The 23863-nt window shown below is 72.7% G+C and carries 16 protein-coding genes; 12 read left to right on the forward strand and 4 right to left on the reverse strand.

The annotated features are described in order from the left end of the window. Positions 1-187 precede the first annotated feature (187 nt). Entirely contained in the window at positions 188-1894 is a 1707-nt protein-coding gene (locus OCT49_RS21560) for a glycerol-3-phosphate dehydrogenase/oxidase (RefSeq protein ID WP_283853474.1), read from the forward strand. Between the two features lie 64 nt (positions 1895-1958). Here the strand turns inward: OCT49_RS21560 and OCT49_RS21565 are convergent, their stop codons facing one another. Further along, positions 1959-3038: a serine hydrolase domain-containing protein gene (locus OCT49_RS21565; protein WP_283853475.1), complete on the reverse strand. Its 1080-nt coding sequence runs from the start codon at positions 3036-3038 to the stop codon at positions 1959-1961. Positions 3039-3158: 120 nt separating this feature from the next. Here OCT49_RS21565 and OCT49_RS21570 point away from each other — a divergent pair, with 120 nt between their 5' ends. The 5 genes from OCT49_RS21570 to OCT49_RS21590 all read left to right on the forward strand — a co-directional run bounded on the left by OCT49_RS21570 (position 3159) and on the right by OCT49_RS21590 (position 14073). Continuing rightward, the gene (locus tag OCT49_RS21570; protein WP_283853476.1) at positions 3159-5180 is read left to right on the forward strand and encodes a serine/threonine-protein kinase; all 2022 of its coding nucleotides are present in this window, start codon (positions 3159-3161) and stop codon (positions 5178-5180) included. 243 nt (positions 5181-5423) lie between these two features. Beyond that, on the forward strand, positions 5424-8411 hold the full coding sequence (locus OCT49_RS21575; protein WP_283853477.1) for a serine/threonine kinase C-terminal domain-containing protein: 2988 nt from the start codon (positions 5424-5426) through the stop codon (positions 8409-8411). A 143-nt stretch (positions 8412-8554) separates the two neighbouring features. After that, complete coding sequence (locus tag OCT49_RS21580) at positions 8555-10261, forward strand: serine/threonine-protein kinase (RefSeq protein ID WP_283853478.1); 1707 nt, start codon at positions 8555-8557, stop codon at positions 10259-10261. Between the two features lie 249 nt (positions 10262-10510). Then, complete coding sequence (locus OCT49_RS21585) at positions 10511-12139, forward strand: succinic semialdehyde dehydrogenase (RefSeq protein ID WP_283853479.1); 1629 nt, start codon at positions 10511-10513, stop codon at positions 12137-12139. Between the two features lie 89 nt (positions 12140-12228). Further along, positions 12229-14073 carry a GMC family oxidoreductase gene (locus OCT49_RS21590; protein ID WP_283853480.1) on the forward strand — a complete coding sequence of 615 codons (1845 nt, stop codon included), beginning with the start codon at positions 12229-12231 and terminating at the stop codon, positions 14071-14073. Positions 14074-14171: 98 nt separating this feature from the next. Here the strand turns inward: OCT49_RS21590 and OCT49_RS21595 are convergent, their stop codons facing one another. Continuing rightward, a complete protein-coding gene (locus OCT49_RS21595; RefSeq protein WP_283853481.1) occupies positions 14172-15242 on the reverse strand; it encodes an LAETG motif-containing sortase-dependent surface protein in 1071 nt (356 codons plus the stop codon). Between the two features lie 871 nt (positions 15243-16113). Further along, complete coding sequence (locus OCT49_RS21600; RefSeq protein ID WP_283853482.1) at positions 16114-16467, reverse strand: chorismate mutase; 354 nt, start codon at positions 16465-16467, stop codon at positions 16114-16116. 407 nt (positions 16468-16874) lie between these two features. Here OCT49_RS21600 and guaA point away from each other — a divergent pair, with 407 nt between their 5' ends. From guaA to OCT49_RS39840, 6 genes are all read left to right on the forward strand, one after another. Then, on the forward strand, positions 16875-18461 hold the full coding sequence (gene guaA, locus OCT49_RS21605; RefSeq protein WP_283853483.1) for a glutamine-hydrolyzing GMP synthase: 1587 nt from the start codon (positions 16875-16877) through the stop codon (positions 18459-18461). Positions 18462-18575: 114 nt separating this feature from the next. Further along, positions 18576-19178 (forward strand): Uma2 family endonuclease, encoded by a 603-nt coding sequence (locus OCT49_RS21610; protein WP_283855891.1) that lies wholly within the window; start codon positions 18576-18578, stop codon positions 19176-19178. A gap of 105 nt (positions 19179-19283) precedes the next feature. Next, positions 19284-20108 carry a class II aldolase/adducin family protein gene (locus tag OCT49_RS21615; protein WP_283853484.1) on the forward strand — a complete coding sequence of 275 codons (825 nt, stop codon included), beginning with the start codon at positions 19284-19286 and terminating at the stop codon, positions 20106-20108. Between the two features lie 114 nt (positions 20109-20222). Further along, on the forward strand, positions 20223-21491 hold the full coding sequence (locus OCT49_RS21620; RefSeq protein WP_283853485.1) for a hypothetical protein: 1269 nt from the start codon (positions 20223-20225) through the stop codon (positions 21489-21491). Positions 21492-21620: 129 nt separating this feature from the next. Further along, positions 21621-22166 carry a DoxX family membrane protein gene (locus OCT49_RS21625; RefSeq protein WP_283853486.1) on the forward strand — a complete coding sequence of 182 codons (546 nt, stop codon included), beginning with the start codon at positions 21621-21623 and terminating at the stop codon, positions 22164-22166. 15 nt (positions 22167-22181) lie between these two features. Next, positions 22182-22328 carry a hypothetical protein gene (locus tag OCT49_RS39840; protein ID WP_349632797.1) on the forward strand — a complete coding sequence of 49 codons (147 nt, stop codon included), beginning with the start codon at positions 22182-22184 and terminating at the stop codon, positions 22326-22328. Here the strand turns inward: OCT49_RS39840 and OCT49_RS21635 are convergent. Then, on the reverse strand, positions 22323-23714 hold the full coding sequence (locus OCT49_RS21635) for a PspC domain-containing protein (RefSeq protein ID WP_283853488.1): 1392 nt from the start codon (positions 23712-23714) through the stop codon (positions 22323-22325). The two genes, OCT49_RS39840 and OCT49_RS21635, sit on opposite strands and share 6 nt — an antisense overlap. Positions 23715-23863: the final 149 nt, after the last annotated feature.

Here is a 23863-nt window from a genome sequence, read left to right on the forward strand (position 1 = left end):
TGTCACACTAGGGTTAAATATGACCTATATGTCGCATTGCCGGGTTCCTGCCGTCCTGGTGTTGTCCACAGGCGGTGGCCGAAGTCGTGGACGGCGGACAGAATCGAGAGGTGGGCACGGGCCGTCCGGCTTTCGCGTCGGGTCGCGCCCCAGTGCCGGACCACCCCGATCTACCCGGGAGGCAGCGGTGAGGACAGCGACACTGGGACCTGCGGAACGCGCCGAGGCGCTGGCCGCGATGGCCGAGCGCGAACTGGACGTGCTGGTCGTGGGAGCGGGCGTGGTCGGCGCCGGTACGACGCTGGACGCGGTGACGAGAGGGCTCTCGACCGGCCTGGTCGAGGCCCGCGACTGGGCGTCGGGCACGTCGAGCAGGTCGAGCAAGCTGATCCACGGCGGTCTGCGCTATCTGGAGATGCTCGACTTCGCGCTCGTGCGGGAGGCGCTGAAGGAGCGCGGTCTGCTCCTCCAGCGGCTGGCCCCGCACCTGGTGAGGCCGGTGCCCTTCCTCTACCCCTTGCAGCACAAGGGCTGGGAGCGGTTCTACGCCGGTTCCGGGGTCGCGCTCTACGACGCGATGTCGGTGTCGTCGGGCCACGGCCGGGGGCTGCCCGTGCACCGGCACCTCTCCCGCCGCCACGCCCTGCGCGTCGCCCCGGCGCTGCGGAAGGACGCCCTGGTCGGGGCGTTGCAGTACTACGACGCGCAGATGGACGACGCCCGCTACGTGACGACACTGGTGCGCACCGCCTCCGGTTACGGCGCGCACGTGGCCAACCGGGCGCGGGTGATCGGTTTCCTGCGGGAGGGCGAGCGGGTCGTCGGCGCCCGCGTCGAGGACGTCGAGACGGGCCGGGAGTACGAGGTCAGGGCCAAACAGGTGGTCAACGCGACCGGGGTGTGGACGGACGACACCCAGGCGCTGATCGGGGAGCGCGGCCAGTTCCACGTACGGGCGTCCAAGGGCATCCACCTGGTCGTCCCCAAGGACCGCATCCACTCCACGACCGGGCTGATCCTGCGGACCGAGAAGTCCGTCCTCTTCGTCATCCCGTGGGGCCGGCACTGGATCGTCGGGACGACGGACACCGACTGGGACCTGGACAAGGCGCACCCGGCGGCCTCCAGCGCCGATATCGACTACCTGCTCGAACACGTCAACTCGGTCCTGGCCACGCCCCTGACCAGGGACGACGTCGAGGGCGTCTACGCCGGCCTGCGGCCGTTGCTGGCCGGGGAGTCCGACGCCACCAGCAAGCTCTCGCGCGAGCACACGGTGGCGCATCCGCTGCCGGGCCTCGTGGTCGTGGCGGGCGGCAAGTACACGACGTACCGGGTGATGGCGAAGGACGCGGTGGACGAGGCGGTGCACGGCCTCGACCAGCGGGTGGCGGCCTGCGTCACCGAGGACATCCCGCTGCTGGGGGCCGAGGGGTACCGGGCCCTGTGGAACGCCCGCGCGAGGATCGCGGCCAGGACCGGCCTCCACGTCGCCCGGGTGGAGCACCTGCTCAACCGCTACGGGTCCATGACCGAGGAGATCCTCGAACTCGTCGTCGGCGATCCGGCGCTGGGCGAACCGCTGCCCGCGGCCGACGACTACCTGAAGGCCGAGATCGTCTACGCGGCCTCGCACGAGGGCGCGCGTCATCTCGACGACGTACTGACCCGTCGTACCCGGATCTCCATAGAGACCTTCGACCGGGGCACGCGCAGCGCCAGGATCTGCGCGGAGCTGATGGCGCCGGTGCTGGGCTGGGACGAGGGGCAGGTCGACCGGGAGGTCGAGCACTACGAGAAGCGGGTGCAGGCGGAACGGGAGTCGCAGCGGCAGCCGGACGACCTCACGGCGGACGCGGCGCGGCTCGGGGCCCCGGACATCGTGCCGATCTAACCGATCCAGCCCATCCAGCCGGTCCAGGTGTATTGCCCCGGGGGCCGGGGACGGCGTACCCGGCTCAGGAGGAAGGGGCGGGGGTGCAGAACTCCGCGTCGAGCAGTGCCTGTTCGAGGGCCTCCCCGTCGGTCAGGGTGTCCGTGTTGGTGCGGTACGTCAGGGTGTGCCGCCCGTCGCGGGTGGCGGCGGTACGGACGTAACTGCCCGCTATGCGGCCGCTGTGGCCCCAGACGGTGGTGCCGCAGGACAGCTTTCGCGGCTGGATGCCCAGGCCGTAGGAGCCGTGCGTGGCCTCCGTGTCCAGCATGGCCGTCAGCTGGGCCGGCGGGAGGAGACGGCCGCCCAACAGGGCCGACTGGAAACGGTCGAGGTCGCCGAGGGTGGAGATCAGCTCCCCGGCCGCGCCCGCCGTGCGCGGGTCGAGGACGGTGACGTCGCGGAGCGTGCCGTCGGCCGGGTCGCGGGTGTAGCCGCGGCCGTGCGGGTCGGGCAGGCCGGTGCGGGCGCCCGGGAGGGAGGTGCCGGTGAGACGGAGGGGGTTGAGGATGCGGTCGCGGATCTCGGTGGCGTAGCCGTGGCCGGTGACCCGTTGAACGACGAGTCCGAGTACGGCGTAATTGGTGTTGGAGTAGGCGTAGCGGCCGGGGGCGCCCGTCGGGCGGTGGGCCAGGGCGACCCGGATCGCTTCGGCGGGGGAGACCGGATGGGCGGACGCGTCGGCGGTGTAGTCGTACAGGCCGCTGGTGTGGTTGAGCAGGGCGCGCAGGGTGATGCGGCGGCCGTCGTTGCCGTGCCCCCCGATCAGTCCGGGCAGCAGCCGGTCGACGGTGTCGGACAGGCGCAGCCGCCGTTCCCCGGCGAGTTGGAGCACGACCGTGGCGACGAAGGTCTTGGTGATGCTGCCGACCCGGAACCGGTCCGCCTGTCGGATACCCGGTCCCGTCGAGCGGTAGGTGTCGTACGGTGCGGGAGGGACCCGACGGGCCAGCAATGCCGCCGTGGGGGCGCCTCCCCGGGCGACGAGCCGCGGAAGGTGGGTGGCCGCGGGGGCAAGGTGTGGTTCGCTGGGCGGGGTCGCTGTTCCCAGGAGGAGCAGCACCAGCACCAACGGGGTGACGAACAGTGCCCTGGGTATCGGCATGGCGGGGAATCCCTTTCTCCGGGCACATCATGACGGGCCCGTGGACCCGGCACCACGACCGGTGTCGGGGTGAGGGACAATGAACGCTCTGCCAGGGCGGGTTGATCGCAGAGGGGACGCATGTCGGAGGCGGAGCAGGCACGGGAGCCCCAACGGGACACGGACGGACGCCTCCTCGCGGGTCGGTACCGGCTCGGGGAAGTGCTCGGCCGGGGCGGTATGGGCACGGTCTGGCGTGCCGCCGACGAAACGCTGGGCCGCACGGTCGCGGTCAAGGAACTGAGGTTCCCCTCGGCCATCGACGAGGACGAGAAGCGCCGTCTCATCACGCGCACCCTGCGCGAGGCGAAGGCGATCGCCAGGATTCGCAACAACGGCGCAGTGACGGTCTACGACGTGGTCGACGAGGACGACCGGCCGTGGATCGTGATGGAGCTCATCGAGGGCAAGTCCCTCGCCGAGGCCATCCGCGAGGACGGGGTCCTGACGCCGAAGCGGGCGGCCGAGGTCGGCCTCGCGATACTCGACGTGCTCAGATCGGCGCACCGCGAGGGCATCCTGCACCGTGACGTGAAGCCGTCCAACGTGCTGATCGCCGAGGACGGCCGGGTCGTGCTGACCGACTTCGGCATCGCCCAGGTCGAGGGCGACCCGTCGGTCACCTCGACGGGCATGCTCGTCGGCGCGCCCTCGTACATCTCCCCGGAGCGCGCCCGCGGGCACAAGCCGGGCCCGCCCGCCGACCTGTGGTCGCTCGGCGGCCTGCTGTACGCCAGCGTCGAGGGCACCCCGCCGTACGACAAGGGCTCGGCGATCGCCACCCTGACCGCGGTGATGACCGAGCCGCTCGACCCGCCGAAGAACGCCGGTCCGCTGAAGGACGTCATCTACGGCCTCCTCGCCAAGGACCCCGAGCAGCGGCTCGACGACGCGGGCGCCCGCACCCTGCTCAACGACGTGATCCACGCTCCCGAGAAGCCGGAGCCGGCGGCGGTTCCGCCCGCCGAGGCCACCCAGGTCATGGCCCTGCCCAAGACGCCGGACGCCCGCCCCGAGGCGGCGTCGAAGCCCGCGGAGCAGGGCGAGGGCGCGCGGGACCGGCTGCGGGGCGCGCTGCGTTCCGTGCGCAACGCGAAGGCGGCCCCGGTCGCCGCCGCCGGTACGGCCGCTGCCGCCACGCCGGCCACCGCCGCGCCCCCGTCCGCCGCCGCGGCGAGCGGTCCGGCATCCCTGTCGAAGCCCGGTCGGCCCGCCGCCCCGGCGACCGGCGCGGCCAGGGTGGCCTCCGCCTCCGTGCCGCCGCCCCGTCCGGCCACGTCGCCGGCCGCCCCGCCGCGCGCGTCCCTCACGGACGTGGTGCCGCGCCGCACCCTGGCGATCATCGCCGCGGTGATCGCGCTCGTCCTGATCGGCACGATCCTCGCGCTCACGCTCGACGGGGACGACAAGAACAACGCGGGCAATGGCAACGGCAAGGACGACAAGTCCACCTCGGCCGGGCCCTCGACGGCCACCGGGGGCTCCTCCACGGACACCGACAGCGGCACCGGCGGAGGCAGCGGCAAGGACCAGGGCAAGGACCAGAACGGCGCCCAGGGCCAGGACGCGGACAAGGGCAAGGACAAGGGCGACGGCGCGGCCGAGGGGGCGGACGGCTCGAAGGGCGACAAGCCCGGTGACGCCCTGCCCGCCGGGTTCCGGAAGGTCGCGAGCAAGCGCTTCCACTTCACGGTGGCCATGCCCGAGAACTTCCGGTTCGACAAGACGGCCGGCAGCAACTCCGGGGCGATCTACAACGTCGACGGCGGCTTCCCGCGCATCCAGATCGACTACACCGACTCGCCCGGCGGCGACGCCGCCGCGGCCTGGAACGCCGCGCGGGCCGCCGTCGCCGCCACCAGCAGGGGCTACAAGCACTTCGGCATCAAGAAGGTCGAGTACAACGGCTACCCGACCGTCGCCGACTGGCAGTTCGAGCGCACCCAGCAGGGCCAGCCGGTCCATGTGCTCAACCGGGGCTTCAAGGTCGACGCCGGCCACGGCTACGCGATCATGATCAGCTGCAAGGCGGACGAGTGGAACGACGCGGAGTGCCGGAAGCTGCGTCAGGTCGCGTTCGACACGTTCAAACCCGTCGACTGACCGGACCGACCGGAACCAGCGGCTCCGGTGGAACCGGACGATCCGGCTGGTCCGTCTGACTCCTCGGGGGAAAGGGGCCGGGTTGCACCGACCCCGGCGCGCGGCCGTCACGTGCCACGTATCGTGAGAGCCTGAAGGCCGTACGCAGCCGGAACGATGGGTCAGTTGCACGGTGAGCGACCGCAATTGACGGGTTGATGCGGTCCCTTGTGGCCGGGGGACAACGCGCTCTGGGGAGGCGTCGTGGACGACTACGCGGGTCGGGTGCTTGCCGACCGCTACCGCCTTCCGTTGTCCCGGTCGGACGAGTACGAACCGGTCGAGACCCGGGCGTTCGACACCTACAGCGGGCAGGAAGTCCTGGTCCGGCAGGTGCCGTTGCCCGAGGTGGTGGACGCCGAGGTGCTCGGCGCGGACGGCTCGGTGCCGACCGGTTTCCGGGGCGCCGGAGGGGCGGTGCGGCAGCCGGCGGACCCGGTGGTGCGGCGTGCCGTCGAGGCGGCGCAGGCGGCGGCCCAGGTTCCCGACCACCCCCGGCTCGGCCAGGTCTTCGACGTGTTCGCCGAGGCGGGTTCGCTCTGGATCGTGAGCGAGTTCGTCGCGGCCCGCCCGCTCGCGAGCCTGCTCGCGGAGCGCCCGCTCAACCCCTTCCGGGCCGCCGAGATCGGCTCCGACGTGCTGGCCGCGCTGCGGGCGCTGCACGCCCATGGCTGGACCCACCGGAACATCACCGCCCGCACGGTGCTGGTCTGCGACGACGGACGCGTCCTGCTGACCGGCCTGGCGGCCGGGGCGGCGGAGGAGGCGCTCTGCGGCTACGTGACGACGCCGCGGCCCGACGACGAGGACGACGACCACGAGGACGAGTACGACCACGGGGATGAGTACGACCACGGGGACGAGTACGACGAGGAGGACGGATACGACCGATCCGAGGCCGAAGCCGGAGTGTTCGCGCCGCCCCGGCCCGCAGTGCCTCCGGCGCCCGCCCCCATGGCCGAGGTCCCGGCCTCGCGCGGCCGGATGGCGATAGGGACGGGCCGGGAGGACGACGGTCCGTACGGTGACGGCGACGGTGATGACGAGGCGTACGCCGACGGTGACCCGTACACCGACGACCCGCATGCGGAGGCCGGTGCGGATGCCGACGACGACGCCCCGTACCCCGATGCTCCGCACGAGGACGGCGACCGCGCCGGGGACGGTCACTTCGGTGGCGAGCCCTTCGGCGGCGACCGCTCCGGTGACGTGCGGAGAGAGGCGGCGCCGGGTCTCCCGGGCGATCTGGAGGCCGTGCCGCGCCCGGTGAACTACGCCTTCCCGTCGTCCCCGTCCAGGGATTTCACGCAGTCGCGGAGTGGGCGGCCCGACGCGAGGAGGACCGGCGACGACACCACCGGGACGACGGCCCCCTACACCGGATCTCCCTGGTCCAAGGGCCCGTACGGCGACGACACCCCGCACGCCGAGGACCCGTACGAGGACGACGCGAGCGAGGACGACGAGGACATCCACGACGCCGAGAACGTCCACGACACCGACCCCGGCCATCACGAGGGCGAGGACGACCGCACGCCCCCGGGCCCCGCGTCTCCCCCTCGGCGGGCGTACCTCATCGGCTCGTGGAACGACGGGCCCGGAGCGGGGCGTCCCGTGCCCGCCGGAGGATCGGGGCAGGACGCGCTGCGGGCCGAGGCCCGGCGCGGCGGCGCCCCGGGCCTCCCCGCGCACCTGCCGGAGCAGCAGTCGGCGGGCCGCTGGGACGAGGGCGACGAGGACGGCCGTACGGGCTCCGGCTACCGGGGCCCCGCCACCCCCCTCGCCGCCGAGCGCGCCCGGCAGACCCGGATCGCCGTCGTGGGCGCGGTCACCGAGCGCTGGGCGCCCGAGCAGGCCGGCCCCGTCCACGAGAACTGGCGCCTGGCGCCGCCGATCGGCCCCGCCACCGACCTCTGGGCGCTGGGTGCGCTGCTCTACCGCGCCGTTCAGGGCCACGCCCCCTACCCCGAGGAGAACGCGGCCGAGCTGGTGCAGATGGTGTGCGCCGAGCCGCCCGCCTTCGCCGAGGAGTGCGGCCCGCTGCGCCCCGTCGTGGAGTCCCTGCTGCGCCAGGACCCCACCGAGCGGCCGGACTTCGAGGAGCTGAGCGGCTGGCTGCGCTCCCTGGTGCGTTCGGCGCCCGAGCCCGAGGCCGGTCTGGACGTCGTGCCCCTGCCGGCCGCCGACAGTGCCCGGCTCCCCATCGTGCGCCGCCGGGGCGAGCTGGTCCGCCGTCGCCGCGGTCGCAACGCGGCCCACGGCCGTCACCGGCACACCAAGGGCAGGCCCGGCCGGCAGGCGCAGCCGGAGCAGGACCTCGGGCTCGACCTGCTGGGCGGATTCGACCGGCGGGACCACACCGACCGGCAGGACGGGTTCGAGCGACCGGACGGGCCCAGGGCCGAACGCGCCCCCAGGCCCGCCAAGGCTCCCAGACCCGCCAAGGCTCCCAGGGCGCCGCGCGAGCCCAAGGCGCTCCGCACCCCGCCCCGGTCCGCCGAGGGCCGGGCGCCGCGCAGGCTCGGGCGGATGCTCCTGCTGCTGATCCTGCTGGTCATGGCCGCGGCCATCGCGTATGCCGTGCTGTTCCTGCCCAAGTCGGACGCCGGACCGGGCAACGGCTCCTCGGGGCCCGGGGCGTCGACGTCCGGTGCGCCGGACCCCGGCACGGGGGAGACCGGCGGCCAGGATCCGTCCGGTTCCCAACAGCCGCAGACCAGCCGCTCCGCCGTCGCGCTCGCCCCCGGCTACACCCTGCGCAAGGACGCCGAGGGCTTCGAGGTCGGCGCGCCCAAGAGCTGGCGGCGCACCCCGGCCAACGCCGACCGTCAGATCCGTTACGGCGGCGACGGTTTCAGCCTGCTGATCGTCCCGGGCCGTGACACGGTCAAGTCCAGTGGCGGCGACCCGCTGGCGTACCAGGCCGACAAGGAGCTGGAGCTGCAGCAGTTCCGCGACTCCGAGTGGTCGGGATCGAGCGGGCTGCGCCGGATCGACGTGGGCCGACAGGCCATGGCGGAGGGCCAGTTCACCTGGCAGGACGCCTCGGGGCGCGAGGTGTACGCCCGCAACCTCGTGATGATCGTCGAGGGCCGCTACCACGTCATCCAGGTCATCGGCCCGGAGGACCAGCGTGACAAGGTTTCGGACATCTACGAACAAGCCATCGCTTCCTACCGCGTGACGTCCTGACCCCGCTCCGCGCACCGGCCGGCAGGTGACGGAGCGACAAGCATCACAGTGCGGTCTCTTGGGCGGTGCGAGGTTCCGTGGCCGTGCGTCCGCTCCGTAATCTGGCATCCGAGGTACGGGGCGGGGACACGGGGCGGGGACGCGTGGAGCAATCACAGGGCACGGAAACGGGATTGTTGCTGGCCGGAAGGTACCGGTTGGGCGAAGTCCTGGGGCGCGGCGGCATGGGCAAGGTGTGGCGGGCCCACGACGAGGTGCTGCACCGCACGGTCGCGGTCAAGGAGCTGACCGCCGGGCAGTACGTCGCCGAGGCGGACCGGGCCGTCCTGCACGCCCGGACGCAGAAGGAGGCCCGGGCCGCCGCCCGGATCACGCACCCGGGCGTGGTCACCGTCCACGACGTGCTCGAGTACGACAACCGGCCCTGGATCGTCATGCAGTACGTCGACGGCCCGTCACTCGCCGACGCCGCCAAGGAGTCCGGCGAGGTGGAGCCGCGCGAGGCGGCCAGGATCGGCCTCCACGTGCTGGGCGCCCTGCGCGCCGCGCACGCGGCGGGGGTCCTGCACCGCGACGTGAAGCCCGGCAACGTCCTGCTCGCCGGGGACGGGCAGGTGCTGCTCACCGACTTCGGGATCGCCGCCATCGAGGGCGACTCGACCATCACCAGGACCGGCGAACTGGTCGGCTCCATCGACTACCTGGCGCCCGAACGGGTCCGCGGCGCCGACCCGGGGCCCGCCTCCGACCTGTGGTCGCTCGGCGCCACGCTCTACACCGCGGTCGAGGGGCGCTCGCCCTTCCGTCGCACGTCCCCGATCTCCACCATGCAGGCCGTCGTCACCGACGAGCCGCCGCCGCCCGGCCGGGCGGGCCCGCTCGCCCCCGTGATCACCGCGCTGCTCCGCAAGGAGCCGGACGAGCGTCCGACGGCGGCGGAGGCCGAGCGGATGCTGCTGGACGCCATGGAGGGCCGCGAACCCGTGGCCGCGCAGGCGTTCGTACCGACGCAGCGGGTCACCGGCGAGATGCTGAACTCCCTGGGCCAGGACGACGCCACCGGCCCGACGGCCCCCGCCCCGTCGCCCCACTCCGACGCCGGGCCGCCCGCCACGGCCCCGGTGACCCGCCGCAGCCGCGGACGCTGGCGCACCGCGATCCTGGTCGTCGCGATCGCGGCACTGGTCGGCGGCGGCGCGGGACTCGCCGCGATGAAGTACGGGGACCGCACGGAGAAGTCCATCGGGCGGACCGACCCGACCGGGGACGCCATCGACCCCGGCAAGGCCGGGACCGCCCCCGGCAAGTCCGGGACCGACCCCGGCAGACCCGGGACCGATCCCGACGCCCCGTCCTCCTCGAAGGCCACCGGTCCGGTGAAGGACGTGCCCGACGGCTGGCACCGGGTGGAGGACCCCGAGGGCTTCAGCCTGATCGTGCCCGACGGCTGGGAGCGCCGGATGGACGGCAACCAGATCGACTACACCCCGGACGGCGGTGTGCGCTACATCCGGATCAGCATCGACCCGGCGCCCGACTTCGAGAATTCGTACATGCACATGTTGAGCCTGGAGAAGCAGCTCTCCGAGCGGCTTCCCGGCTACCAGCGCCGGACCCTGCACTCCAACACCTACCGGGACCGGCCGGGATCGCTCTGGGAGTTCACCTGGACCGAGACCAAGCAGCACCCGGGGCCCCGGCACGCGATCGACCAGATGTACTTCGGGGAGACGGGCGGACCCGAGTACGCGCTGTACATGACGGGCCCGGAGGAGAACTGGGAGACGACCCGGGCGCAGTTCGACACGATGCTGCGCAGCTGGCGGGCGCCGGGCGACTCCTCCGAGTGAGCCGGCCCGGGCAACTCCTCCGAGTGAGCCGGACCGGGCGCGGGCGATCCCTCCGGCCGAATCGGCCCAGGCGACTCCTCCGACCGGGAGTGTCCGGTCCTCGGGAGATGACCTCGCGCCGGGTCACCCGGGCAGAAGGCCGCTGATCAGGGGCTTCGTTGCCAGTGACCACTGGCTTGTTTGTGAGGACTGTGAAAACCCATTACCCACGGGTATCCAAAGTGTGCGGCTGGACGTACTCTCGCCCTCATGACGGACTCGCAGGCCTCCACGTCCACCTCCGCAGCGCCGGTCGGCACCAACCCCGTGGCCGCCGCCCCCGCCGGGGCGCGCACCGCCGCCGATGTGGTGACCCCCGAAGTGATCGCCCAGCTCACCCGGGGCGTGGTCGGTTCGGGCCGCACGGCCAACCACACCCCCTTCACCGGGGAGAAGCTGGCCGACCTGCCGGAGTCCACCCCCGAGGAGGTGGCGACCGCCTTCGAGCGGGCCCGCGCCGCCCAGCCCGCCTGGGCCGCGACCCCCGTCCGCGCCCGCGCCGCCGTGCTGCTCCGCTTCCACGACCTGATGCTCGGCCGTCAGGCCGAGGTGCTCGACCTGATCCAGCTGGAGACCGGCAAGGCCCGGCTGCACGCCCACGAGGAGGTGCAGGCCGTCGCCGTCGCGGCCCGCCACTACGGGCGCAGGGCCGCCGCGTACCTGAGGCCGAAGCGGCACACCGGTGTCGTGCCGACCCTCACCAAGGTCACCGAGCTGCGCCAGCCGCGCGGCGTCGTCGGCCAGATCGCGCCGTGGAACTACCCGCTGGAACTGTCCGTCGGCGATGCGCTGCCCGCCTTCGTGTCCGGCAACGCCGTCGTGATGAAGCCCGACACGGAGACCGCGCTGACCGCGCTGTGGGCCCGTGACCTGCTGATCGAGGCCGGACTGCCCGCCGAGGTCTTCCAGGTCGTCCTCGGCGAGGGCCCCGTCGTCGGCCCCGAGGTCGTCAAGCACGCCGACTACGTCTCGTTCACCGGCTCCACCCGCACCGGCCGCGAGGTCGCGCAGGGCGCGGCGGCCCGGCTGGTCGGCGTCTCGCTGGAACTCGGCGGCAAGAACGCCATGCTGGTCCTGAAGGACGCCGACGTGGAGAAGGCCGCCGCGGGCGCCGTCCGCGCCTGCTTCTCCTCCGCCGGACAGCTCTGCATCTCCATCGAGCGGCTGTACGTCCACGAGTCGATCGCCGACGACTTCGTGGCCCGTTTCGCCGCCCGCACCAAGGCCATGCGGCTCGGCAGCTCCCTCGCCTACGGCGCCGACATGGGCTCCCTGGTCGGCGAGCGCCAGCTGGAGACCGTCAGTCGGCACGTCGCGGAGGCCGTCGAGAAGGGCGCCAGGCTCGTCGCGGGCGGGGTCGCCCGCCCCGACATCGGCCCGCTGTTCTACGAGCCGACCATCCTCGACGGCGTCGAGGCGCCGATGGCCGTGTGCACCGAGGAGACCTTCGGCCCGGTCGTCTCCGTCTACCGCTTCACCGACGAGGACGAGGTCGTCGCGCTGGCCAACGCCACCCCGTACGGCCTGAACTCCAGCGTCTGGACGAAGGACTCCCGGCGCGGCCACCAGGTCGCCGCCCGGCTGCGCACCGGCACGGTCAACATCAACGAGGGGTACGCCCCCGCCTATGGCAGCGTGCAGTCCCCGATGGGCGGCATGAAGGACTCCGGGCTCGGCCGGCGGCACGGCTCCGAGGGCATCCTCAAGTACACCGAGGCGCAGACCGTCGCCCAGCAGCGGCTGATCCCGCTCGCCCCGTCCTTCGGCATGGACGACGAGAAGTACGCCGCGTTCATGAGCGCCAGTCTCAGGGCGATGAAGGCGTTCCGTCTGCGCTGACAGCGTTCCGTCCGCACCGACGGGGTTTTGCCCGCGCCGACACCGGTGGTGCCGCAGCACCTTCCGCCCGTTTCGTACCGAGGAGAGCCATGTCCCAGGACAGCCCTGCCCAGAATCGGCCCGCCGGCCGGGAAACGGCCGACGACGCCGCATGCGACGATGCCGCGTACGACTACGACGTGCTCGTCGTCGGCTCGGGCTTCGGCGGTGCGGTCTCGGCCCTGCGGCTGACCGAGAAGGGGTACCGGGTCGGGGTGCTGGAGGCGGGCCGCCGCTTCACCCGCTCCGAACTGCCCAGGAACTCCTGGGACCTGAAGAACTTCCTGTGGGCCCCGGCGCTCGGTCTGTACGGCATCCAGCGCATCCACCTGCTGGGCAACGTCATGGTGCTGGCGGGCGCGGGCGTCGGCGGCGGTTCGCTGAACTACGCCAACACCCTGTACGAGCCGCTCGCGCCGTTCTTCGACGACCCGCAGTGGAAGGACATCACCGACTGGCGCGAGGAGCTGGCCCCGTACTACGACCAGGCCAAGCGGATGCTGGGGGTCCGGCTCAACCCGACCATGACCCCGTCGGACGTCCACCTGAAGGCGACCGCGCAGGCCATGGGCATCGGCGACACGTTCCACATGGCCCCGGTGGGCGTCTTCTTCGGGGACGGCAAGGACGGCGACGGCACGGCGCGGGCGAAGCCCGGCAGTGAGGTCCCCGACCCGTTCTTCGGGGGCGCCGGCCCCTCCCGCAGGGCCTGCACCGAGTGCGGCGAGTGCATGACCGGCTGCCGGCACGGCGCGAAGAACACCCTCAACGAGAACTACCTCCACCTCGCCCAGCGGGCGGGCGCGGTCGTCCACCCGATGACCTCGGTCGTCGCGGTCGTCGAGGACTCCCGGGGCGGCCACGCGGTCAAGACCCTCCCCACCGACAACCGGAAGAAGGGCAAGGGACGTACGTTCACCGCCCGCCGGGTCGTCGTCGCCGCGGGCACGTACGGCACCCAGACGCTGCTGCACCGGATGAAGGACACCGGCCTGCTGCCCCGGATCTCGTCCCGGCTCGGCGAGCTGACCCGTACCAACTCCGAGGGCCTGGTCGGCTCGCAGACCACCGACCGCCGCTACCGCAAGAAGCACGGGGCCGCGCGGGTCGACTTCACCCGCGGCGTCGCCATCACCTCCTCGATCCACCCGGACGAGAACACCCACATCGAGCCGGTCCGGTACGGCAAGGGCTCCAACTCGATGGGCGCGCTGACCGTCCTCCAGGTGCCGTACGGCGCGCACCGGGTGCGCAGGTGGCTGCTCGAACTGGCCAAGCACCCGGCGCTCGCCCTGCGGTCGCTCTCCAACCGCCGCTGGTCGGAGCGGACCATCATCGGGCTCGTCATGCAGTCGCTCGACAACTCCCTGACGACGTACCGCAAGCCCGGCGGCATCGGAAAGGGCCTGCTCACCGCCCGGCAGGGACACGGCGCGCCCAACCCGACCCAGATCGAGGCGGCGACCCGCGGCGCCTCGCTCCTCGCCCGGGAGATCAACGGTTTCGCGGGGTCGAACGTGGGCGAACTGATGGGCACCCCGCTCACCGCGCACTTCCTCGGCGGCTGTGCCATCGGCGCCACCGCCGAGGACGGGGTGATCGACCCGTACCACCGGCTCCATGGGCACCCCGGCATCTCGGTGGTCGACGGCTCGGCGGTCTCCGCGAACCTCGGCGTCAACCCGTCGCTCACCATCACCGCCCAGGCCGAGCGCGCGATGTCCTTCTGGCCCAACAAGGGCGAGCCGGACCCGCGCCCGGCGCAGGGCGAGGCGTACGAGCGGCTGGCCGCGGTCGAGCCGTGCGCGCCGGCCGTGCCGAAGGAGGCGTTCGGCGCGCTGCGACTGCCGTTCCTCGGCATGCCGGCCGTCCCGCCGAAGAAGCAGCAGCCGTAACGGCCGGAGGGGCTGCACTCCCGCCGGGCGCAGCCCCTCCGTACTCACCGACGCTCCGGAACTCACGGCGCTCCGGAACTCACGGTGATTCGGACGCGTCAGGCGTCGGCGTCACCGTTCCTGCGGCGCCGCACGACGAACATCGCGCCCGCGCCGAGCACCACGGCCACCCCGCCCGCGGTGGCGAACACCGGCAGGGCGGAGGACGAACCGGTCTCCGCGAGGCTGCTGGTCACCCGGCCCGTCCGGTTGTCCGCCGGCTTCGTGGACGGGACCGGGGCACGGCCGCCGGTCTGCGGCGTGGAACCGCTTCCGCCCGCCTCCACGATCTTGAACTTGTACGCCACGTCGGTGACGCCCTGGCAGTCCTTGTCGCCCACGTACAGACCGGCGCCGAGGGTGAAGCCGGAGCCCACCGGAGCGCTCGACCGCACGTTGATGCGCAGCGGGATGTCCACCTCGTAACCCGCGGGGATCTCGTCGGACTGGCCGACGTAGCCGACCGCGCGGCCGTCCTCGCTGAGCTCCTCCCACGTGCCGGTCTCCGGGTCGAGGGCCTGGAGCCGGACCTGCTTCGAGCGGAAGAGGTCGTCGCCCGCCTCGTCGGAGGAGGCGCCCGCGAAGTAGTCGACGTTCTTCACGGTGGACTTCGAGGAGTTGTAGACGTTCATCTTGAACTTGTGCCAGCCGCTGCCCCGGGCGATCTTCCCGGGCAGGCCGTCGATGGAGGTGTCGAGGTGGGACGTGGCGCACTCCGTCGGCTCCGTCGGGTCCTCGGAGCCCGAGGGGGACGGGGAGGCGGAGGCCGAGGCGCTCGCCGAGCCGCTCGGGGTCGCGCCGGGCTTGTCGCCCGGGACCGGGTCGGTGCCCTCGCCCTCTTCCTCGCCGGACTCGCCGCCCTCACCGGCCGGCCCGCCGGGCTTCTCTCCGGACTCTCCGGTCTCTTCGCCGGTCTCCCCGGTGGGTGCGGAGCTCGACGTCCCGGGCCCGGGGGTCGGCTGCACCTCGGTCTCCGTGGAGTCGGAGCCGCTCGGCGAGGGCGAGGCGGTGGTCTCGGCGGTGGTGGTCCCGTCCGTCGTCACGGCGAGCGCGACCGGGGCGGCCAGGACCGCGGCGGGGGCGATGACTGCCGTGGCGGCGGCGAACGCCATGGCGCGGCGAAGCTTCATGGTGACCTCGGAGATGGGGCGTACCGCCGTGAGCGGTACGGGTTCGGGCGGGCCCGCCGTGCCGGGGCACGGGGCGGGCCCGGGGTTTCGCATGGTTGACCTGCGATCCGCCGCAATGGTTGTCCGGGCACTCACAGAACCCTTATGTGAGACCAATCACGCTCAAGTGCCCTCAATTGCACCGATGGCCCGCCCGGCGCCACAAACCGGAGGTGGTACGGGACGGGGGTGGGGGCGGGTCGTACGCAGGGGCGGGGCCGCGGTCGGGGCGGGTGGTACGCAGGGGCGGGGCCGCACGAGCGAGGGCCGTGAGAACCCGAGGCCGGGAATCGGTCCGTGGGGCCCTCGTGCGTCGGTGCCGGTACGTGGTCCCGGTGCCGGAACGGACGGACCGGGCTCCGCGCGGGGCCCGGCCTCGTCCCGGTCCGTTCGGATCACGGACCTCGTGATGGAAGCGGTCGGCTCCGGGCGTCCCCGGGGCCGACCGCTCCTGGAGTGACCGGACTGCTGTCCCCTGCCGACCGGTCACGCACGCTGGTGCGCGGTCCCACGGCGTACCAGCGGCACGCCACACGCTCCAGCGGAGCCACGCGTGGTTTCTTTTCTTCCGGAGCCGCCCCTGGCTGGCACGGACACCGGGACCAACGAAGCCGCCGCGAACCCGGTCACGCGCCGTACGGGTGAGAGTCGGCCCGAACTGGGATACGCCGGAGTACCCCCGGCCCGCAGGCTGCCGCGACGGGCCCGCAGGGGCCGCAGGGCCCGACAGGAGCGCCGGACGGGCGGGTGTCCCGGGCGGCGAGGGCCGGACGTCAGGGGGTCGGACGCCAGGGGGGCGGACGCCAGGGGGGCGGGCGTCAGGGGGCGGGCGTCAGGCTCGGCCGCGGCACAGCTCCAACAGGGTCATGGCGAGGGAGGTGCCGGGCTTGCCGAGGGCGTCCCGGTACTGGCCGAGGATCTCCATCTCGCGGGAGAGGTTGATGCGCCGGCCCCCGGAGGTGATCCGGGCCTCCTGGATGACCGCCGAGACGGCCATCCGCTCCTGGACGAGCCCGATGATCCGGTCGTCGAGGGAGTCGATGCGGGCGCGCGCGTCGGCGATCAGTGCGGCGGCCTCGTCGGTGTGCGCGCCCGTCCGCTCGGCGGCCGATGACCCGGCCCCGTCCGCGGTCCGGGCGGGAACGGTGCTGGCAGGAGCGGTGCTGGTGGGAGCGGTGCTGGTCATGGTGGTGACTCCTCGTGGATGTGGTCCCCGAGCCGACCGGTCCGTGAACGCCGAGGCGCCCCGGGCCTTTCGGCCCGGGGCGCCTGGAACGTTGCTCGTCAGTGGATCAAGCAGCACGACCATGGCAGCCGGCGGGCCGGATGCCATAGGTAAAGACGAAGGTCGTGTGCTGACGCATGGCTTCAGTATGGCCCCGCCCGCGCGGGCGGACCAACACGGGGCCCGGATGCTGAGACGCCCCGCCACCCGCCAGGCTTCGCCACCCCCGGGGCTCCGCCGCCTCCCCACCGGCGTCCGGAACGCCCCGCCGGCCCCCGGGCATGACCTGAGCATGACGCCGGATGGCTCGGCAACCCCGGTAGAATCGACAGAACCGACCCCTTTTTCCACCGCCGGAAGGCCGCCCCGTGCCAGCAGCACCCCCCGCCGCCGCCGACAGCACCACCGACGTGGTCCTGGTCGTCGACTTCGGCGCGCAGTACGCCCAGCTCATCGCCCGACGCGTCCGTGAGGCCCGGGTTTACAGCGAGATCGTCCCGTCCACCATGCCGGTGGCCGAGATGCTGGCCAAGAACCCCAGGGCGATCATCCTGTCCGGCGGCCCCTCCTCGGTGTACGCGGAGGGCGCGCCCTCCCTCGACCGCGCGCTGTTCGAGGCCGGGGTGCCGGTCTTCGGCATGTGCTACGGCTTCCAGCTGATGGCCACCACGCTCGGCGGCACGGTCGACGACAACGGGGCCCGCGAGTACGGCCGCACGCCGCTCACGGTCACCAAGGCCGGCTCCACGCTCTTCGAGGGCACCCCCGCCGAGCAGTCGGTCTGGATGTCCCACGGCGACGCCTGCTCCGCCGCCCCCGAGGGCTTCACCGTCACCGCGTCCACCGACGTCGTACCGGTCGCCGCCTTCGAGAACGACGAGAAGAAGCTCTACGGCGTCCAGTACCACCCCGAGGTCCTGCACTCCACGCACGGCCAGCAGGTCCTGGAGCACTTCCTCTACCGCGGCGCCGGCATCGAGCCGAACTGGACCACGGGCAACGTGATCGAGGAGCAGGTCGAGGCGATCCGCGCCCAGGTCGGCGACAAGCGCGCGATCTGCGGCCTGTCCGGCGGCGTCGACTCCGCCGTGGCCGCCGCCCTGGTCCAGAAGGCCATCGGCTCCCAGCTGACCTGCGTCTACGTCGACCACGGCCTGATGCGCAAGGGCGAGACCGAGCAGGTCGAGAAGGACTTCGTGGCCGCCACCGGCGCCAACCTGAAGGTCGTCGACGCCAGCGAGCGCTTCCTGAAGGCCCTCGCCGGGGTCTCCGACCCGGAGACCAAGCGCAAGATCATCGGCCGCGAGTTCATCCGCGTCTTCGAGCAGGCCCAGCTGGAGATCCTCCAGGAGGACGGCCCCGAGGTCGCGTTCCTCGTCCAGGGCACGCTCTACCCGGACATCGTCGAGTCCGGCGGCGGCACCGGCACCGCCAACATCAAGTCGCACCACAACGTCGGCGGCCTCCCCGACGACATCGAGTTCCAGCTCGTCGAGCCGCTGCGCCAGCTGTTCAAGGACGAGGTCCGGATGGTCGGCCAGGAGCTCGGTCTGCCCGAGGAGATCGTCCAGCGCCAGCCGTTCCCCGGCCCCGGCCTGGGCATCCGCATCGTCGGCGAGGTCACCGAGGAGCGGCTCGACCTGCTCCGCGAGGCCGACGCCATCGCCCGCGAGGAACTGACCGCGGCCGGCCTGGACCGCGACATCTGGCAGTGCCCGGTGGTCCTGCTCGCCGACGTCCGCTCGGTCGGCGTCCAGGGCGACGGCCGCACCTACGGCCACCCGATCGTCCTGCGCCCGGTCTCCTCCGAGGACGCCATGACGGCCGACTGGTCGCGCCTGCCCTACGAGACGCTCGCCAAGATCTCGACCCGCATCACCAACGAGGTCGCCGACGTCAACCGCGTCGTGCTCGACGTGACGAGCAAGCCGCCGGGCACCATCGAGTGGGAGTAACCCCTCCCCGCAGGTCAACGCCGATGCCGTCGCTCATTCGTTTGGGCGGCGGCATCGGCGTACGTGCTGGGTACGCTGGCTGAGGAGACGAGACTCTGCCCCATGGGAGCAATCATGAGTGCCGCACCCGAATACGAGCTGGACGAGAAGTACAACTACCCCGTTCCTCCGCCCGAGGGCTGGACCGCGGATGATCTCGACCGGCTTCCGAATCTGCCGCGGCGCACTGAGCTGATCGATGGGAGTCTCGTCTTCATGAGTCCGCAGACCAGGTTTCACATGCGGACCATGCGTCTGCTGGAGAATTCTCTCCTTGAACAGGCGCCGGACGATCTCGATGTCTTTCGTGAATTCAGCGTCAGGCTGGACAGTCGGAACCGGCCGGAGCCGGACGTACTCGTGGTTCCACTGGGGGCGGACACCGGTCCCAAACAGACGTCGCTCCGGCCGGAGGACGTCATTTTGGTGGTGGAGGTCGTCTCTGAGGAATCAGCGGACAGGGATCGGGAGGTCAAGCCCCGGAAGTACGCGGCTGCCGGAGTCGTGCACTTCTGGAGGGTGGAGGCGGGCGCGGACGGTCTGCCCATCGTGTACGTGTACGAGCTCGACCCGGCACTGAAGGCGTACACGCCGACCGGCATTCACCACAACAAGCTGAAGTTGGACGTCCCCTTCCCTCTGGAAATCGACCTCACCGCGATCGATCGGCGGCGGTGATGGACGGCGCCAGGGGTGCAGCCCCCACCCCCACACCCCTGGCCACTTGCGGCAACCGGCGGTAACTTCCGATCCCGTATGTCCTGGGAGTCCCGAGGAGCCGCCATGTCCGAACCCGCCCCCGCGTCCGCCTCCGCCCCCGCGTCCACACCCGCGTCCGTCCCCGCCCCCGCGCCCATACCCGTGGACCGGCTCCACTTCGCGATGCCGCCCGTCCACACGTCCGCGGCCGACGAGCGCGCGCACCGCAAGGAACGGCTGGCCGGGGCGTTGCGGCTGTTCGGGGAGTACGGGTACGAGGACGGCGTGTCCGGCCACATCACCGCGCGGGACCCGGAGTTCACCGACTGCTTCTGGGTCAACCCCTTCGGGATGCCCTTCGAGGGGCTCGGGCCGGACGAGCTGATCATGGTCAACGGCGAGGGGCAGGTCGTCGAGGGCCGCCACCACGTCAACCAGGCCGCGTTCGCCGTGCACGCCCAGGTGCACCGGGCCCGTCCGGACGTCGTCGCCGTCGCCCACACCCACTCCGTGCACGGGCGGGCCCTGGCCGCGCTCGGCGAACTCGTCGAACCGATCACCCAGGAGTCCTGCGCCTTCTACGAGGACCACGTCCTGTACGACGCCTACACCGGCGTCGTCGTCGACGAGGACGAGGGACGCCGGATCGCCGCCGCGCTCGGCGGGCACAAGGCGATCGTGCTGCGCAACCACGGGCTGCTGACCGTGGGCGACTCGGTGGACGCGGCCGCGTGGTGGTTCATCGCGCTGGACCGCTCGTGCCAGGTGCAACTCGCCGCACGGGCGGCCGGGAAGCCGGTGGTGATCGGGCACCGGGACGCCGTCGCCACCCGGGAACAGCTGGGCAGCGACCTGGTGGCGTGGATCAACTACCAGCCCCTGTGGCGCCGGATCAGTCGCACATTCTGACGATACGCGCCGTCGGCCCGCCCCGATGCGGCCCGAAGCCTTTCCGTGCGGCACAATTCGCAGCAATAACAGTCGAGTTGGTTCGACCGGAGTTGGGAAAGGGCGGCGTTCTCCGTGGCGTTGGACGAGGCGAGTGCGGGCAGCACGCACACGGGCGGCTGCACGTGCGGTGGCTGCCCGCACGGGGCGCGCGAGGGACATCGGCGTGCGGTGGCCGCCTTCCTGGCCAAACGGGACGAGTTCGCCGCGGGCCAGGGGCTGCCGTCCGGGGTGGCCCACTCCGCGTCCGCGACCCGCCAGTGGGTCTCCGACGAACTGACCCAGTCCGCCAGGACCGTCGCCGAACGGGGCCGGGAGGCGGGCGAGGCCTGGTTGTACCGGGTGTGGCGGCGCACCCTGATCGCGGTGTGGGGCGGCGTCGTCCTGCTGGTCCTCGGCGAGACCGTCACCGCCCTCGGCGGGGGCTGGACCAACGCCCGTACCGCGGGGCTGATCGCCGGACTCGTCACCGCCGGGCTGCTCACCGGCGCCGCCCACGTCCACCGCGCCCGCGGCGGCCTCCTCGCCCCCGTGATCGGCGAGGACAACCGGCTCTCCACCTCCCGCGCGGTCGCCGCCTCCTGGGTGCTGCTCGCGGTCTTCTCCGTGCTCGTGCTGGCGCTCCAGCTGGCGGGCGCCTCCGACCCCGCCGAGCGGGACGAACTGATCGAGGGACTCGACCTGGCGAGGGGCGCCGGGGTGGTGACGGTGCTGGCGCTGGTGTGCGCCGTCGCCGTGGTGGTGCGCCGGGTGGTGACCGTACGGACCCTGGCCGGCCGGCTCCAGAAGCTGCGGGCCGTCCGGCCGCGCGCCGCCGACCTGCTCACCGACGACTCCGGCCGGGGCAGCTTCACGGACGTGCAGTACGTGCTGGTCAGCACCGTCGCCGTGCTGTTCGCCGCGGTCCGGCTGGCCCGCAGGCCCGAGCAACTGCCCGACCTGCCCTGGGGGCTGGCGCTGCTGGTCACCGTCTCGGCGCTCGCGTACTTCGCCGGGAAGTACACGGAGGGCGGCCGTCCGGTGATCCTCTCGGTGGTGCGGGCCCGCGAGGCCGGGGACCTGGACGCGTCGGTGCGCACCGGCGACGACATCGAGATCCGCGGCGCGGGTTTCGTGCCGCCCGGGGCCGGGACGCCGGACCGGCTGGCCCGGCTGGTCGTCCGGATAGGGCGGGTCCACGTGCACGTACCGCTGATCCCGGTCACCGGCGGCTTCGCCAACCCGACGGACGGCGTCCTCACCGTGCCGGTGCCCGTCGAGGTCGAACCGGGGGTGGTGGAGGTGCAGGTCGTGACCGCCGCCGGGGTGGAGACGAACCGGGTCGAGATCGACGTGACGGACTGACCGCCGCCCCTCACCCCCGGCCCCGCTCCTCACCCCCGGCCCTGCTCCTCGCCACCCCACCGGGTGATCGCCGCGCGCGTCGCGTACGTATCGTCTGGTGACGGGGACGACGAGAGGTGAGGTGACCACATGCGGGATCACGGCTTGTACGTACGCGGTACGGGCGGCCCGAACGGATGGAACGGGCTGAACGGAGCGGGCAGGGCGAACGGGATCGGGGAACTGGCGCGGCGGCACGCCCTGCTGCCGTTGCGGATCTTCCTCGGCGTCACCTTCGTCTACGCCGGGCTCGACAAGCTGACGGACAGTTCGTTCTTCCACGCGAGCGGGCCGGGCTCCCTCGGCGAGACCCTGCACGCGGTGCGCGACTCGTCCGCGATCCCGGCCCTGGTCGACCTCGCGCTGAAGAGCCCCGGCGGCTTCGGGTACGCCATCGCCGTCGGGGAACTCCTCGTCGGCCTCGGCACCCTCCTCGGGCTGTGGGCCCGGATCGCCGCGCTCGGCGGGGCGCTGATCTCGCTGAGCCTGTGGCTGACCGTCAGCTGGCAGGCCGATCCGTACTACCTGGGCAACGACCTGGCCTATCTCGCGGCCTGGCTGCCGCTGCTCCTGGCCGGGGCACCCACGTTCTCGGCGGACGCCCTCCTCGCGTCGCGGCGACGGCGGATCATGTAGTTCACCCAGGTCACGGTGGCGGCCAGCCAGAGGCCGCCGAAGAACAGCGGGAAGAAGAAGGTCCAGGAGGCGTTCCAGGAGCCCGCGGCGTCCGCCGCGTACCCCGCGGCCAGGGCGAGCACGACCACGCCCGTCACCGCACGTCCCGGACGGAACTCATGACGCAGCACGGGTGACCTCCACCTGTCCGATGCCGACTTCGAGAGTGAGCTCGACCGTGCCGGCCGGCTTGCTGCCCGGGGCCGGGGGCAGCGTCCGGTGCTCGTTCTGCGACGGCCTGATGTTCACGTCGATCTGCTGTTCGGCCGGGGCGTCGGCGGGGCGGCTGTCCGGCAGCGAGATGTCCCCGAGGTTCGCCCGCGCGGCCACCTCCACCGTCACCTCCTCCGGTACGACGACGACCACGCGGCCGGCCCCGACGTCCACCTTCGTCGTGACGGTGTCGCCCCGGGGGACCGTGACCCCGGTGAGGTCCAGCCGGGCCACCCCGGTGCCCAGGTGGTAGTCGGGCCGGACGGCGGACGCCGAGGTCGGGCGCCAGCTCTCGCGCATCCACTGCGTGGAGATCTCCTTGGGCAGCGCGGAGGCGCCCGCCAGCAGAACGGCCGTGATCATCGCCAGCATGACCGTGCCGAACCCGGTCCGGCCGAGGAACGAGCTGACCAGGATGCCCAGCCCGAACACCGCGAGCGCGGCGGCCAGACCGAACTGCAGGCTCGTGCCGAGCGGGTGCGAGTCCCAGCTCAGCCCCGTGCCCAGACCGCCCGCGATCAGCGCGAACAGGAACACGAGACCGCCGATCGGGACCGGCCCCCGGGTGCCGGGCTCCCGCCGGGGCACCCGGAACGGATTGTCCGGGCTCCCCCACGCGGGCTGGGGCGACCGGTACGGCCTGCCCGGTCCGCCCGGCGCCTCCGGTCCACCGGGTCCGCCCGGCCCGTCCGGGGGCAGCGCGTCGGCCGGGCCCCACAGATAGCCGAGGCTCACCGGCCCCGTCGTGCCGTCCTTGACGATCGGGTCGCGCCACCACGACGGGCTGCCCGGCGACGGCGGCGCCTTCACCTCGGGGGGCGCGTCGGCCACCGCCTGCGCGGCCGTCGGGTGCAGCGGGTCCGCGGGCGCCACCGTCCTGCGCTGCTGCGTCCACACGGCGAAGCCCACGACCGCGAGCGACAGCATCGCGGAGAACGCCAGCGTCCCGCCGTTGTTCAGCATGGAGAGGAACAGCCCGCAGCCGATCAGCGCGAGGAGCACCGCGATCAGCGACGCGCCCTCCACCCGGCCGGACAGCAGCCGGCGCGCCTCGTTCTCCTCCTCGCCGTCCGCGGGGATCAGCAGCCAGGCGAAGCCGTAGAAGATCAGCCCGATGCCGCCGGTCACCGACAGCACGCCGAGCACGATCCGGAAGATGACCGGATCGACGTCGCAGTAGCGGCCGAGTCCGCCGCACACCCCGGCCACGACCTTGTGCCGAGGGCTGCGCCGCAGCTGCGGAGCCGGTTCGGGGGGCTGGGCGACACCGGGGGCGGCGTCCTGGGGAACGGTCATGGCTCCATGGTGACGGGCCGGACGCCGGTCCGGGACCCGCCCCGACCCTGGCCGATCCCTGATATTGGCCCCGAGGCACTCGGGGCCCGGGATCTTCGAGGACCCGGCGCCCGGCCCCGGCAACCCGGCGCCCCGGACCCGCCCGGAAC

The organism is Streptomyces sp. ML-6 (assembly GCF_030116705.1).
GTDB lineage: Bacteria > Actinomycetota > Actinomycetes > Streptomycetales > Streptomycetaceae > Streptomyces.

Bases quoted from the DNA above. Each gene is read 5' to 3' on its own strand.
- OCT49_RS21565 (WP_283853475.1), bottom strand. From the start codon at position 3,038: ATGCCGATACCCAGGGCACTGTTCGTCACCCCGTTGGTGCTGGTGCTG.
- OCT49_RS21570 (WP_283853476.1), top strand. From the start codon at position 3,159: ATGTCGGAGGCGGAGCAGGCACGGGAGCCCCAACGGGACACGGACGGA.
- OCT49_RS21585 (WP_283853479.1), top strand. From the start codon at position 10,511: ATGACGGACTCGCAGGCCTCCACGTCCACCTCCGCAGCGCCGGTCGGC.
- OCT49_RS21590 (WP_283853480.1), top strand. From the start codon at position 12,229: ATGTCCCAGGACAGCCCTGCCCAGAATCGGCCCGCCGGCCGGGAAACG.
- OCT49_RS21595 (WP_283853481.1), bottom strand. From the start codon at position 15,242: ATGAAGCTTCGCCGCGCCATGGCGTTCGCCGCCGCCACGGCAGTCATC.
- OCT49_RS21600 (WP_283853482.1), bottom strand. From the start codon at position 16,467: ATGACCAGCACCGCTCCCACCAGCACCGCTCCTGCCAGCACCGTTCCC.
- OCT49_RS21610 (WP_283855891.1), top strand. From the start codon at position 18,576: ATGAGTGCCGCACCCGAATACGAGCTGGACGAGAAGTACAACTACCCC.
- OCT49_RS21615 (WP_283853484.1), top strand. From the start codon at position 19,284: ATGTCCGAACCCGCCCCCGCGTCCGCCTCCGCCCCCGCGTCCACACCC.
- OCT49_RS21625 (WP_283853486.1), top strand. From the start codon at position 21,621: ATGCGGGATCACGGCTTGTACGTACGCGGTACGGGCGGCCCGAACGGA.
- OCT49_RS21635 (WP_283853488.1), bottom strand. From the start codon at position 23,714: ATGACCGTTCCCCAGGACGCCGCCCCCGGTGTCGCCCAGCCCCCCGAA.